We start from the raw sequence: 13567 nt of genomic DNA, 5'->3' as shown, positions 1-13567 counted from the left end.
CGCCGCAATCCCCGGCCGGTCCGGCAGGAATGCAAATTTCATAAAACCGCGCATGTCGGCCCGTTAAGGCCTGGGTAAGGCGCGGCCAGGATCAGCGGATCGGGAATCGCGCCATGACGGGACTGACGTCTACCTCGCTCTGGAGTCATGACACCGCCAGCGGCGGCACGGCCGGGGGCGCGGAGGTGGTGGCCTTCGACGAGGCGCGCCAGCTGGTGCTGGTGCTGGGGCCGGATGGCGTCGACGCGCTCCGCATGCAGGATGGCAGCCTGGCCTTCTCGCTGCCGGCGGCCGGAGCCGGGCCGTTCGGCACCGGCAACAGCGTGGCCGTGCATGGCGACGTGGTGGCGGTGGCCTATGACGGCGCCACCCCCGGCAGCAATGGCACCGTGGCCCTCTACCAGCTCGACGCCGCCGGCACCGGCGCCACGCTGCTGCGCAGCGTCACGGTCGGCGCCGTGCCGGACATGGTGACCTTCACCCCCGATGGCAGCCGCCTGCTCGTCGCCATCGAGGGCGAGCCGACCGACGACTACGCGGCGGACCCGGCCGGCGGCGTGGCGGTGATCGATGTCGCGGCCGGCACCAGCACCTTCGTCGATTTCGGTGGCTTCGACACGGCGGCGCTGCGGGCGGCGGGCGTCCGCATCACCGGCCCCGCCGGCACCCTGGCCGCGACGGATCTGGAGCCGGAATACATCGCGCTCTCCGCCGATGGCCGCACCGCCTATGTGACGCTGCAGGAGAACAACGCCGTCGCCGTGCTGGACCTGGACGGCATGGCCTTCACCGCCGTCCACGCCCTGGGCACGAAGGACCATTCGGTGGCCGGGCAGGGGCTCGATCCGTCGGACCGTGACGGTGGCCCGGCCATCGTCACCGCGCCCGTCTCCGGCCTCTACATGCCGGATGGCCTTGCCACCTTCACGCGGGACGGCAAGACCTACCTCGTCACCGCCAATGAGGGCGATGCGCGGGAGTGGGGCGACTACGCGGACACCGACCGGCTGAAGAACGTCACCCTCGACGCTGACAGCTTCGGCGGCGCCGCGGCGGTGGCGGAGCTGCAATCCGACACGCGCCTCGGCCGCATCGACGTGCTGACCACCGAGGGCGACACGGATGGCGATGGCGATATCGACGTCATCACCACGCTCGGCGGCCGCTCCTTCTCCATCTGGGAAGTGACCGACAGCGGCCTGACGCAGACCTTCGACTCCGGCGACATGATGGAGCGCGTGCTGATCGAGCAGTTCCCCGCGCTGTTCGACGACGGCCGCTCCGACAACAAGGGGCCGGAGCCGGAAAGCGTCACCCTGGCGGAGCTTGATGGCGTGCTGCACGCCTTCGTGGCGCTGGAGCGCACCGACTCCGTGATGGCCTTCCGCATCGACTCGCCCACCAACGTCACCTATGCCGGCCTCATCCCGACCAGCGACGCGCCGGAGGTGATCCAGGTGGTGGACACCGCCGGCGGCCCGGTGCTGATCGCACCCGGCGAGGGCGACGGGCAGGTGCAGGCCTCCCGCCTCGAGGTGGAGGGCGACGGCACCTACACGCTGCAGATCCTGCACGCTTCCGACTTCGAGGCGGGCCTCGCGGCGGTGGACCGCGCCAGCCGCTTCGCCGCCATCGTCGACAGGCTGGAGGACAGCGTCGCCAACAGCATCACCCTCTCCTCGGGCGACAATTTCCTCCCCGGCCCGTTCATCGCCGCCGGCACGGATTCCGGGGTGAGCGGCGCGCTGCGGCAACTCTACGCCACGCTGCTCGGCGTGCCGGTGGAGCAGCTCTCGGGCCTCGCCGCCAACCCGGCGGCGGCCGACATCGCCATCATGAACGCGCTCGGCATCCAGGCCAGCGTGTTCGGCAACCATGAGTGGGACCTCGGCTCCAACGCCCTGGCCTCCGCCATCGACTTCGCCAAGGGCAGCGGCAGCACCGCCGCCGCCGTCTCCTCGATCGGCGCGCTGTTCCCCTACCTCTCGACCAATCTCGACTTCAGCGCCGACCCGGCGATGCGCGCCCTGTTCACCGCCGCGCTGCGCGACGCCGCCAGCTATGCCACCACGACCGCGGAGCTGGGCGACGCGGCGGCGCTGGCCACCGAGGCGGCCGACGCGCAGATCGCGCCCTGGACCACCATCGAGGAGAATGGCGAGACCATCGGCGTGCTGGGCGTCACCACCCAGCTGCTGCAGAGCATCTCCTCGCCCTCCGGCACGGTGGTGAAGGACCCCGCCGGCGATGGCGGCGCCAACAACACCGACGAGCTGGCCAGCATCCTGCAGGCCTATGTCGACCAGATGGCGGCGCAGGGCCTCGACAAGATCATCCTGCTCAGCCACCTGCAGCAGTACCAGCTGGAGCTGGACCTGGCCGGCAAGCTGAGCGGCGTCGATGTCATCGTCGCCGGCGGCAGCCACGCGGTCTTCGCCGACGGCACCGACGCGCTGCTGCCGGGCGACAGCGCCGCGCAGGGCTACCCGGTCTTCGTCCAGGGCGCCGATGGCGGCACTGTCGCCGTGGTCAACACCGGCAGCGAATACTCCTATGTCGGCCGGCTGGTGGTGACCTTCGACGCCGAGGGCCGCATCGTCCGCGACAGCGTCGATGCCGGCCAGTCCGGCGCCTACGCCACGACCGAGGAGACGGTCGCCGCGCTGTGGGGCAACGAGGACGCCTATGCCGAGGGCACGCGCGGCGGCATGGTGCGCGGCCTGACGGACGCCATCGGCACCGTGATCGACCAGAAGGACGGCCAGCTTCTCGGCTACACCGAGGTGTTCCTCGAAGGCCGCCGCGGCGAGGTGCGCACCGAGGAGACCAATCTCGGCAACCTCACCGCCGACGCCAATCTCTGGCTGGCGCAGCAGGTGGATGCGGCGGTCAGCGTCTCGATCAAGAATGGCGGCGGCATCCGCGCCGAGATCGGCAGCATCGGTACCGGCGCCGAGGCGGGCGAGCTGCCGCCGCTGGCCAACCCCGATGCCGGCAAGCCGTCGGGCGCCATCAGCCAGCTCGACATCGAGAACTCGCTGCGCTTCAACAACGCGCTCTCCATCGTCACCGTCTCGGCCGAGGAGCTGCTGCGGATCGTGGAGCACGCCGTCTCCGGCATCGCGCCGGGTGCCACGCCGGGCTCCTTCGGCCAAGTGGGCGGCCTCTCCTTCTCCTACGACCCCGCCGGCACGGCGCAGCGGCTGAACGCCGATGGCAGCGTGGCGGTGGCCGGCACGCGCATCCAGAACCTGGCGATCGTCGATGCGGACGGCTTCGTCATCGAGACGCTGGTGCAGGATGGCGCGCTGGTGGGCGATGCGTCGCGCGGCATCCGCATGACCACGCTGAGCTACCTGGCCGATGGCGGCGACGGCTACCCGATCGGCGTCTACGCCGAGGACCGCATCGACCTGCAGGGCAGCGATCTGCTGGCCGAGGGCGCCAGCCGCTTCGCCACCCGCGGCACCGAGCAGGACGCGCTGGCCGAGTACCTGCTGGCCCGGCACGGCAGCGCCGGCACCGCCTTCGACGACGCCGACACCACCGCCGCGCAGGACAGCCGGGTGCAGAACCTCGCCCTGCGCGAGGATGGTGTGCTGGCGCAGGAGCAGATGGGCGGCGCGGACGCCGACAGCCTGGCCGGCACGGCGGGGCGCGACATCCTGCGCGGCGGCGCGGGCGACGACCGGCTGGCCGGTGGCGGCGGCTCCGACATCATCGACGGCGGCGCGGGCTTCGACACGCTGGTGCTGGGCCAGGACATCCTGTCCTACAGCGTCTCCCGCGTGGGCGGGACGGCGATGACGCTGCGCGGGAATGGCGAGGTCATCCGCGCCGAGGGCATCGAGCAGATCACCTTCGCCAACGGCACGGTGCGGCTCGACCAGGGCGGGGCGCTGTTCGACGCCATCCACTACGCCGCGCAGAACCCCGACGTGCTGGCGGCCGGCGTCAACCTGCTCGACCACTACAACCAGCATGGCTGGCGCGAGGGGCGCGACCCGAACGCCCTGTTCGACACCGACGCCTATCTGGCGGCGAACCCCGATGTGGCGGCCTCCGGCATGCTTCCGCTGGAGCACTACATCCTCTTCGGCTGGCAGGAGGGCCGCGATCCCTCCGCCTGGTTCGACGGCGAAGCCTACCTGGCCCGCAACGCCGATGTGGCGGAGGCCGGGATGCTGCCGCTGACCCACTACCTGCTGCACGGCGCGGTGGAGGGGCGCATCGTCACGGCCGCCATCGGCGATGTCTCGGCGGACGGCTTCGACGCCGGCTACTACCTGCTGGCCAACCCCGATGTGGGCCTCGCCGGCATGGATGCCCGCCAGCACTGGGAAATCTATGGCCGCGCCGAGCAGCGCGACCCGAACGGCTATTTCGACACGGACGCCTACCTCGCGGCCAATCCCGACGTGGCGGCGGCGGGCATCGACGCCCTGGCGCACTACAACGCCTTCGGCTGGAAGGAAGGCCGCGACGCCAGCAGCCGCTTCGACACGGATGCCTATCTCGCCGCGAATTCCGACGTGGCGGCGGCGGGGATGAACCCGCTGCTGCACTTCCTGGAGTTCGGCAGCGCGGAAGGGCGCACGCCCTACGCCGTCATCGCCTGAGGCCCGGGCGGGGAGGGGAGCGACCCTCCCCGCCTTCCGGGCGGGGCCCCAGCCGCCCGCCACGCCCTGCGTGTTGCCGCAGACGGCGTAGAGCGCCTTGCCGGCCGTCCTCTTCGCAGGGGATGAGGCGGTCTTGCCGGTCCTGGCTGTGGCTGTTCGGGATGTCGGGCCAGGTCAGGCCGGCCGCCGGGCCGGAGGCAGCCCCCGCGCCAGCCTGCCCCGGCCCGGCCCGGGCCGGGGCGGAGCAGGCCGGCAGGGCGCCGCCGCGCGTGGCCGGAATGCCGGGGCCGCACCGCATGGGCCTGCACGCCATGCGGGATTTCCGCAGGACGATCTGCGCATTGCGCGCAAATTCTTGCCGCGCCCCGGAATGGCACTATGTTCGCCCCTTCCTGTCCGCGGAGACCTGTCCCTGGCCAGCCCCGGAGCCGACCGATGCAGCGCTGGCTGATCCTCGCCGACGACCTGACCGGCGCTGCGGATTGCGCGGTGTCCTTCGCGCGCCGCGGCCATGCCGCCGCCGTGGCCTGGGGCCCGGCAGGAATCGCGGAGGAGACGGTGCTGGCCATCGACGCCGACAGCCGGCGCCTCCCGCCCGCGCAGGCGGCGGCGCGCCACGCCGCGCTCCTGGCGGCGCCGCCGGGCCCGGGCGCCGCCCTCTACAAGAAGATGGATTCCACCCTGCGCGGGCAGCCGGCGGCGGAGCTGGCGGCCAGCCTCGCCACGCTCCGCGCCGCCGGGCGGCCGGCCCTGGCGGTGGTCTCGCCCGCCTTCCCCGCCACAGGCCGCACCATGGAGGATGGGCGCGTCCGGCTGCAGGGCGCGCCGCTGGAAGCCTCGCCCCTCTGGCGGCGGGACCACACCTACCCCGATGCCGATCTGCGCGCCGTGCTGGAAGGGGCGGGGATGACCACGGCGTTGCTGCCGCTCGCCGCCCTGCGCGCCGAGCCCGGCGCGGCGGCGCGGGCGGTGCGCGCGGCGCTGGAGGCCGGCCAGGATGCGCTGGTCTGCGACGCGGCCACCGAGGCGGACCTCGCCGCCATCGCCCACGCCACCCTGCCGCTGGCGGGGTCCGTCATCTGGGTGGGCTCGGGCGGGCTCGCGGCGGCCCTGGCCGGGGCCCTGCCCATGGGGCATGCGCCGCCGCCTTCGCGCCCGCCGCCGCGCCGCACCGGGCTGCTGCTGGTGGTGGGCAGCATGGCCGAGGCCTCCCGCGTCGCGGCGGCGGAGGCCCTGGCAGGGGGAGGGCTGCGCCGCTTCGGCCTGGCACCCGCGCTGCTGCGCGCCGGGCCTGGGGAATGGGCCGGGACCGCCGGTGCCATCGCCGCCACCATCGCCGCCGGCGAGGACGCGCTGGCCATCATCGAGGAGGAGCCGGGCGCCGATCTGCGCCAGGGGGCGGCGCTGGCCGAGGCGCTGGCGGCGCTGCTGCGCCCGGCGGGGCTGGCCGCCGGCGGCCTCTTCGCCACGGGGGGCGAGACCGCCCGCGCGCTGCTCGCGCAGCTCGGCGTCCACAGCATCCGCCTGCTGGAGGAGATCGCCCCCGGAGTGCCGCTCGGCCTCGCCCAGGGCGGCCGCGCCATGCCCGTCATCACCAAGGCGGGCGGCTTCGGCGGCGCACAGACTATCGGCCATGCGCGGCAGCGCCTGCGTGCCTGGCTGCAGCAGGAGGCTCAGGCATGACCACCGCGAACGACACCCGCCCGATCATCGCCATCACCATGGGTGATGCCTCTGGCGTCGGCCCCGAGATCATCATGAAGGCGCTGGCGCGGGCGGATGTCCACGCGCTCTGCCGGCCGCTGGTGGTGGGCGATGCCACCCGGCTGCGCGAGGCGGGGGCCATCACCGGCACCGGCCTCGCGGTCGCCGCGCGCGCCGCCCCGGCCGAGGCGCGCTTCGCCCGCGGCACGGCGGATTGCATCGACCTCGGCCTGATCCCGGCCGGGCATCCCTTCGGCCAACTCTCGCCCGTCTCGGGGGAGGCGGCCTACCGCTACATCGAGCGCGCCACGCGGCTGGTCGAGGCGGGGGAGGCGGACGCCATCTGCACCGCGCCGCTCTCGAAGGAGGCGCTGCACGCCGCCGGGCACAAATATCCGGGCCACACCGAGCTGCTGGCGCACCTGACCGGCACGCCGGAGGTGTCGATGATGCTGGTGGCGCCGAAGCTGCGCGTCATCCACGTCACCACGCATATCGGGCTGATGGATGCCATCCGGAAGATCGAGCCCGGGCTGGTGGAGCGCGTCATCGCCCGCGGGCATGCGACGCTGGTGAAGGCTGGCATCGCCGAGCCGCGCATCGGCGTCTGCGGCATCAACCCGCATGCGGGCGAGAACGGGCTGTTCGGCCAGGGCGAGGAGGAGGAGAAGATCATCCCCGCCGTGCGGGCATGCCGGGCGAAGGGCTGGAAGGTGGACGGACCGCTGCCGGCGGACACGCTGTTCTTCCGCGCCGCGCGCGGCGATTTCGACCTCGTCGTCGCCATGTACCACGACCAGGGCCATGCCCCGGTGAAGGTGATGGGGCTGGAGGCGGGGGTGAACATCACCGTGGGCCTGCCGGTGATCCGCACCTCGGTGGACCATGGCACGGCCTTCGACATCGCCGGCCAGGGCATCGCCGACGAGGGCAGCCTGGTCGAGGCGCTGCGCCAGGCCTCGGAACTGGCGCCGAGGCGCGGCGCCTGAGGCGCCCCCGCGCGCCCGTTCCCTTCCACGGCGATCTGCTCCGGGAGCCCGCCATGCGACAGAGACGCGCGCGCCAGGATTCGATCCTGGCCGCGATCGCCGCCGGCGAGGCGGATGTGGACCGCCTCGCGGCGCGCTTCGCCGTCTCGCCCTCTACCATCCGGCGTGACCTGCAGCACCTCTCGGCGCGCCGCGCCGTGGCCCGCACCTATGGCGGCGCGATCCTGGCCCCGCCGCTGCCCGAGCAGAGCCTCGGCACGCGGGAGGCATCGAACGGCGCCGCCAAGGCCGCCATCGCCGCGGCGGCGCTGGCCCGCATCCGGGATGGCGAGACGCTGATCCTGGATGGCGGCTCCACGGTCGCGGCGCTGGGGCGGCTGCTGCGCGGGCGGCGGCTGCGCGTCATCACCGGGAACCTGCCGCTGATCCCGCTGCTGGCCGGCGAGCCGGGGATCGAGCTGATCGTGCTGGGCGGGGTGGTGCGGCCGCTCAGCATGGGCACCACGGGTCCCCTGGCCGAGCAGGCGCTGCGGCAGATGACCGCCGACAAGGCATTCACCAGCGCCGACGGGGTGGTGGCGGAGCGCGGCCTGTGCGAGGCGACGCTGGAGCAGGCGGCGCTGAAGGCGCTGATGACGGCGCAGGCGGCCGAGGTGTTCGTGCTGGCCGATGCCACCAAGCTGGGCCGCGCCGGGCAGCCCTGCTGGACACCGCTGCGGCCGGGCTGGCACCTGGTGACCGACGCGCCGGCGGCGGCCTGCGCCGCCTTCCTGGCGGGCGGGCTGCGCATCCTCCCCGCCGCATGACCGATCTCGCGGCCTATGGCGGCCTGTTCCTGGCCGCGCTGGTGGCGGCCACCATCCTGCCCGCGCAGTCGGAGGCGCTGCTGGTGGGGCTGCTGCTGGGCGGGGAGCACCCGGCGGTGCTGCTGGTGCTCGCGGCCAGCCTGGGGAATGTCGCCGGCTCGGCGGCCAACTGGTGGCTCGGGCGCTCGCTGGAGCGCTTCAAGGGCCGCCGCTGGTTCCCGGTCTCCGCGGCGGGGCTGGCGCGGGCACAGCGCTGGTTCGGCCGCTTCGGCCTCTGGTCGTTGCTGCTGGCCTGGGTGCCGGTGGTGGGCGATCCCCTGACGGTCGTTGCAGGGGTCCTGCGTGTGCCGTTCTGGCGCTTCTTGCTCCTGGTGGCGCTGGGCAAGGTGGGGCGCTACGTGCTGCTGGCCTGGGCGAGCATCGGCCTCGGTTGAGAGCGGGGCGGACAGGCGGCGGCTTTTCGCGCGGAGCGGGTAAAAATGACCTACACCCTTCTCCGAGATTGTCACAGCGTAAGCGTTGCTCTACCAAACCATCCATGGAGCGTGAGCGGCCTGCGCCGTCCCTTTGCGGTGGGGCTACACCGGCATTCCGAGAGAAGCGAACCCGCCACGCCACGCTGCGGGCGCGGCTCTGCTTGACCAGAACCTGCCGGTGAAGCGGGCGCAACATCTCGTCCTGGTGGCGGCGGTGCTGGTGCCAGCCAGCGTGTTCGCCATAGCCGCCTGGTGGAACCGCGCGGAAGTGCTGCGGGAGGGTAGCGACGCCATGGCCCGGAGCGCCGCGGTGCTGCACGAGCACGCCGCCAAGGTGTTCGACACGGCCGAGCTGATCCTGACCCAGGCGGAGCAGCATGTCGGGGGGATGGAGCCGGAGGCGATCGCCGCGCCCGGCGTCAGCGATTACCTGAGCCAGCTCGCCGCGCCGCTGGAGCAGATCGTCTCCATCTGGGTGGCGGATGAGCAAGGGAAGGTGCTGGCCGGCAGCCAGCCTTGGGACCGCAACGTCAGCATTGCCGGCCGGGACTTCTTCCTGGGCGCGAGGGAGCAGGGCGCGCCCGGCACCTATGTAAGTGCGCCCTTCGTCGGCCGCGCCACGCAGGAGGCATCCTTCGCGCTCAGCCGGCCCCGCCTGACGCCGGAGGGCCGCTTCATCGGCACGCTGCACGTGGCGATGAGCCCGGCCTATTTCGCGCAGTTCTACAAGGAGACGGTGCCGCCCTTCCTGCGCTACGCGGCGCTGGTGCGGCTGGATGGCACCATCCTCGCCCACCATGCCGCGCCGGGGCGCTCCATGCCGCTCGCCCGCTTCCCGGCGGGCGGCCCCTTCCAGCAGGCGGTGAGCCGCAATCCGGATGGGAGGGTGGCCATGGCCACCTCCCCGCATGACGGGGTGGAAGCGGTCTTCGCCTACCGGCGCATCAGGAACCAGTCCGCCTTCGTCGCCCTGCGGGCCGATGTCAGCAGCCTGCTGGAGCGCTGGCGGCGCAACATGATCGCCTATGGCACCGTGGCCGGCGTCGCCTCCCTGACCCTGCTGGCCACCGCGGGCATCGCCATACGCCGCACCCAGGCGGAGCGGGTGGCGCTGCAGCGCGTGGCGGAGGAGAGCGAGCGCCGGCTGGCGATGGAGGAGCGGCTGCGGCAGGCGCAGAAGCTGGAGGCGCTGGGCCAGCTCGCCGGCGGCGTGGCGCACGACTTCAACAATGCCGCGGCGGTGATGCTCGCCGGCATCACGCTGCTGGAGAAGCGCCATGGCGCCGCCCTGCAGCAGCAGGAGCCGGAGGCGGCCTATCTGCTCGCCGGCCTGCGCGAGGGCGCGGGGCGGGGTGTGGCGGTGGCGCGGCGGCTGCTGGCCTTCGTCCGGCGCGAGGGGCTGCGCGCCGCGCCCATCGTGCCGCTCTCGCTGCTGGAGGAGGTCCGGCAGGTCGTCACCCCCACGCTGGGGGCGGGCCAGGTGACCCTCTCGGTGCAGGCCGGGCCGGACCTGCCGCCGCTGCTGGCCGACCGCGGGCAGCTGGTGACGGTGCTGATCAACCTCGTGCTGAATGCACGCGATGCGATGCCGCAGGGCGGCCGGCTGGTGATGAGCGCAAGGCTGGCCGGGGCGGGCGACCCGCCGCCGGACGCCGCCGATCCTTCCCGCGCGGCACTGCCAGAGCTTTCGCAGAGGCAGTTCATCCGCCTGGATGTGACCGATACCGGCCTGGGCATGGACAGTGAGACGCTGGCCCGCGCCACCGAGCCCTTCTTCACCACCAAGCCCCCGGGCCAGGGAACCGGGCTGGGTCTGGCCATGGCCTTTTCCTTCGCCGGCCAGTCCGGCGGCGCGCTGGCGATCCGCAGCCAGCCGGGGCAGGGCACCACCGTCTCGCTTTGGCTGCCCAGCACCAGGACGGATTCTCCGTTGGCCTGAAAGGCCCTGATTCGATCCATAAGGTTGCGTGAGGGGAAAAAACCGTCAGCTCCGCCAATTTTTTCGGGCAGGGAATGTCTGGCCCGCGCCCCCGCCGCCCGAAGGGGCTGCGTGGAAGCTGCGCGGACGGCACCGCGCCGGCAGGGACGCCGAAATGATGGAGGCTGGTTTACCGGCCTGTAACCTATGCTTTTCCTCCCCGGCGCGGCATCGGGCCACCTGCGATGGCGACAGGGGAGAGGCCCCATCCTTTCAGCGCCAGCAATCCAGGTTCAGGGCCGAAAGCCACCTGAGGTTGAAAAATATCCGGGAATATTCGGAAAATCGGAGTTCATATTTCGATAAATTCTCGTCAGGAAAATAGATTTCCCGAGAACTGAAAGATGTCGTTGGTTTCATGCGCGAACGCACGATCCGGTGCGCTCGACACAATGTGAGAAATAATCTAGGGCTTCGGCATTCCCGGATGCCTGCAAAAAAGCGCGGGCATGATCGGGAGAGCGCCACAAGACCGGACGCTTCCGGACTTTCCTTTGCATGACAGAGGAATTCGGGACTCCGGCGACGCTTGACAGGATTCAAGATGACCCTTCTCGGCGTGTACGTCGGAAACGAGCCTTCGCAGCTCAACAATTTCGAGAAATGGCTGGGGCGCGATGTGGATGTCGTCCACGCCGTCGTCGGCGGTGCCAACTGGAAAGACTTCACCAACAGCGCCGAGTGGATGGCGGAGCGCCTGTGGAACAATGCCGGGCGCGACCCCTTCTGGTCGGTGCCGCTGATCACCTATGACGGTGCCACGCTGGAGAAGGCCGCCTCGGGCCAGTACAACCAGTATTACCGCGAGGTCGCGCAGACCCTGGCGGGGGCGCAATCCGGCAACGACCCGATCTATGTGCGCACCGGCTGGGAGTTCAACGGCGGCTGGTTCCCCTGGAGCGCGATCGGCAAGGAGGAGGCGTTCAAGGAAGCCTTCCGCGAGTTCGTGGACACCTTCCGCTCCGTGTCGGACCGCTTCAAGTTCGAGTGGAACGTCAACGAATCCTACGGCGGCATGGATCCCTCCAGGGCCTATCCGGGCGACGGCTATGTCGACATCGTCGGCATGGATTTCTACTGGAACACCCAGTTCGCCGACCGCGATCCGGCCAAGGCCTGGAACAACGTCGTCAATCAGAAGTACGGGCTGAAGTGGCACCAGGACTTCGCGGACGCGCACGGCAAGCCCACGGCCTATTCCGAATGGGGCGTGATGACCGACGCCGCCAGCCCCTTCGTCAAGGCCGCCAAGGCGTGGTTCGATAGCCACGACGTGGTCTACCATGCCTACTGGGATTCCAACTCGTCCTTCCCGGGCAAGATCTCGGACAACAGCGACCCGACGACGGGCGCCACGTTCCGCTCGATGTTCTCCGGCAAGACGGTGGATCAGCCGGAGTGGAACGACAAGCCTGATCAGCCCGTGCCCGAGGCGCCCGCCGATTCACCGGATGCCGATTCACCGGATGAAGGCAACACGGCCGGGAACGATGGCGAGGCCGCTCCGGGTGGCGCCGCCGCGTCCGACGCGCCCACCCGGCAGGCCTGGGGCACGCGTGGCCAGGACACTTGGTTCGGCACCGATGCGAACGACAAGTACTTCTCCCTGGGTGGCGGCGACGCCATGCATGGCGGCAAGGGTGACGACACCTACGAGGTCTCCAGCGCCGGCGACCGTGCCATCGAGAAGGCGGGCGAGGGGGTGGACAGCGTCCTGACCTGGCTCTCCGCCTACACCCTGCCCGAGCATGTGGAGAACCTGACCTTCTTCGGCACCGGCTGGTCGCAGGGCACAGGGAACTGGCTGGACAACATCATCATCGGCAATGACAGCCAGAACCGGCTGAACGGCGCCGGCGGCAACGACATCCTGACCGGCGGCGGCGGGCGTGACGTGTTCATCATCGGCAAGGGCGAGGGGCACGACACCATCACCGACTTCCGCCGCGGAGAGGACAGGCTGGAGCTGAAGAATTTCGGCTCCGACGTCAGCCTGTGGAACGAGGGCTCCACCTGGAGCATTCGCGCCCAGGACGGCTCCGTCACCAAGCTGACGCTCGACGGTGTCAGCAGCCTGTCGGGCAGCGACTACTACCTGGCCTGAGACAGTGCGCCAGGGGGCCGCAGGGCCCCCTGGCCGCCAACGGACCACCCGCGCTTAAAAAGACGCTCTTGTATCGAAACGTCAACATTGCCCCCTCACAAGGCGCTGGCTTTGCCATTGGCGGCGTTTTTCTCTTCTTGTGAGGCGAAAAATTTCACGCTCGCGTGAGATTGTGGTTCAACTCTTCTGTTAAATTGCCCATCGTTCGTCACTGCGAACAGGGAGGGGCAAGCGTGGCCGAGTTTTGGGCGGATTGGGGGGCGCTGGCTTATCTCGCAGCCGCGGCCTGGGCATTCTTCGAGGGCGAGACCTTTGTCATCCTGGCTTCCGCCGCCGGGCATGCGACAGGCCTGATCAATCCCTGGATCCTGATGGTCTCCGTCTGGCTCGGCTCCTTCCTGGGGGACCAACTCTGGTTCACCCTCGGCCAGCGCTACGGCATGCGCGCCGTCCGCAAGATCCCCGGCGCCGAGAAGCGGATGGCCACCGCGCTGCGCTTCCTGGACCGCTACGGCACGCTCTTCGTCCTCTCCTTCCGCTTCGTCTATGGCGTGCGCAACGTGGCCTCGGCCGCCTGCGGCATCGCCGGCATGCGGCGCATCCGCTTCGCCACGCTGAACTTCATCGCCGCCGGGCTCTGGGCCGCGTCCTTCGTCGCCGCCGGCTGGTTCCTGGTGGCCTGGCTGGGCGAGCGCTACACCAGCTACGCGCTGGCCGGCATCGGTGGCGCCGTGGTGCTCTACCTGATCTTCCGCTTCGTCCAGCACCGCCGCCGCGGCAGGGCGGCGCAGCCCGCGGCCGAGCCGCAGCCGCATCCCTTGCCGCAGGGGGGCGCCACCCTGCCGCCTGGCCCGGAGAAGGGCCGCACGCTGAACCGGCTGGCCGTCTGAG

Annotated in this window: 8 protein-coding genes; all 8 read left to right on the top strand. The window is 71.2% G+C overall.

Going from position 1 to position 13567, the window contains the following annotated elements; all coding sequences use genetic code 11:
- Window positions 1-113 precede the first annotated feature (113 nt).
- The 8 genes from CR165_RS05580 to CR165_RS05545 all read left to right on the top strand — a co-directional run bounded on the left by CR165_RS05580 (window position 114) and on the right by CR165_RS05545 (window position 13566).
- Complete coding sequence (locus CR165_RS05580) at window positions 114-4619, top strand: choice-of-anchor I family protein (protein WP_146201829.1); 4506 nt, start codon at window positions 114-116, stop codon at window positions 4617-4619.
- A gap of 435 nt (window positions 4620-5054) precedes the next feature.
- The gene (locus CR165_RS05575) at window positions 5055-6302 is read left to right on the top strand and encodes a four-carbon acid sugar kinase family protein (protein WP_109515996.1); all 1248 of its coding nucleotides are present in this window, start codon (window positions 5055-5057) and stop codon (window positions 6300-6302) included.
- Window positions 6299-7312 (top strand): 4-hydroxythreonine-4-phosphate dehydrogenase PdxA, encoded by a 1014-nt coding sequence (pdxA, locus tag CR165_RS05570; protein ID WP_109515995.1) that lies wholly within the window; start codon window positions 6299-6301, stop codon window positions 7310-7312. Before CR165_RS05575 ends, pdxA begins: the two co-directional genes overlap by 4 nt.
- A gap of 53 nt (window positions 7313-7365) precedes the next feature.
- Window positions 7366-8118, top strand: coding sequence for a DeoR/GlpR family DNA-binding transcription regulator (locus CR165_RS05565; RefSeq protein WP_109515994.1), 753 nt, complete (start codon window positions 7366-7368; stop codon window positions 8116-8118).
- Window positions 8115-8552 (top strand): YqaA family protein, encoded by a 438-nt coding sequence (locus CR165_RS05560; RefSeq protein ID WP_109515993.1) that lies wholly within the window; start codon window positions 8115-8117, stop codon window positions 8550-8552. The genes CR165_RS05565 and CR165_RS05560 overlap by 4 nt, the downstream gene beginning before the upstream one ends.
- Window positions 8553-8772: 220 nt before the next feature.
- Entirely contained in the window at window positions 8773-10533 is a 1761-nt protein-coding gene (locus CR165_RS05555) for a hybrid sensor histidine kinase/response regulator (protein WP_109515992.1), read from the top strand.
- Window positions 10534-11116: 583 nt separating this feature from the next.
- The gene (locus tag CR165_RS05550) at window positions 11117-12676 is read left to right on the top strand and encodes a glycosyl hydrolase (RefSeq protein ID WP_109515991.1); all 1560 of its coding nucleotides are present in this window, start codon (window positions 11117-11119) and stop codon (window positions 12674-12676) included.
- Between the two features lie 233 nt (window positions 12677-12909).
- A complete protein-coding gene (locus CR165_RS05545; RefSeq protein ID WP_109515990.1) occupies window positions 12910-13566 on the top strand; it encodes a DedA family protein in 657 nt (218 codons plus the stop codon).
- Window position 13567 lies beyond the last annotated feature (1 nt).

The sequence above is a fragment of the Teichococcus aestuarii genome, assembly GCF_003116135.1.
GTDB lineage: Bacteria > Pseudomonadota > Alphaproteobacteria > Acetobacterales > Acetobacteraceae > Pseudoroseomonas > Pseudoroseomonas aestuarii.
This window is presented reverse-complemented; position numbering and strand designations above follow the sequence as displayed.

What these genes read in the sequence shown, in the direction of transcription:
- CR165_RS05580 (WP_146201829.1), top strand. Translation starts at nt 114, where the DNA reads ATGACGGGACTGACGTCTACCTCGCTCTGGAGTCATGACACCGCCAGC.
- CR165_RS05575 (WP_109515996.1), top strand. Translation starts at nt 5,055, where the DNA reads ATGCAGCGCTGGCTGATCCTCGCCGACGACCTGACCGGCGCTGCGGAT.
- pdxA (WP_109515995.1), top strand. Translation starts at nt 6,299, where the DNA reads ATGACCACCGCGAACGACACCCGCCCGATCATCGCCATCACCATGGGT.
- CR165_RS05565 (WP_109515994.1), top strand. Translation starts at nt 7,366, where the DNA reads ATGCGACAGAGACGCGCGCGCCAGGATTCGATCCTGGCCGCGATCGCC.
- CR165_RS05560 (WP_109515993.1), top strand. Translation starts at nt 8,115, where the DNA reads ATGACCGATCTCGCGGCCTATGGCGGCCTGTTCCTGGCCGCGCTGGTG.
- CR165_RS05550 (WP_109515991.1), top strand. Translation starts at nt 11,117, where the DNA reads ATGACCCTTCTCGGCGTGTACGTCGGAAACGAGCCTTCGCAGCTCAAC.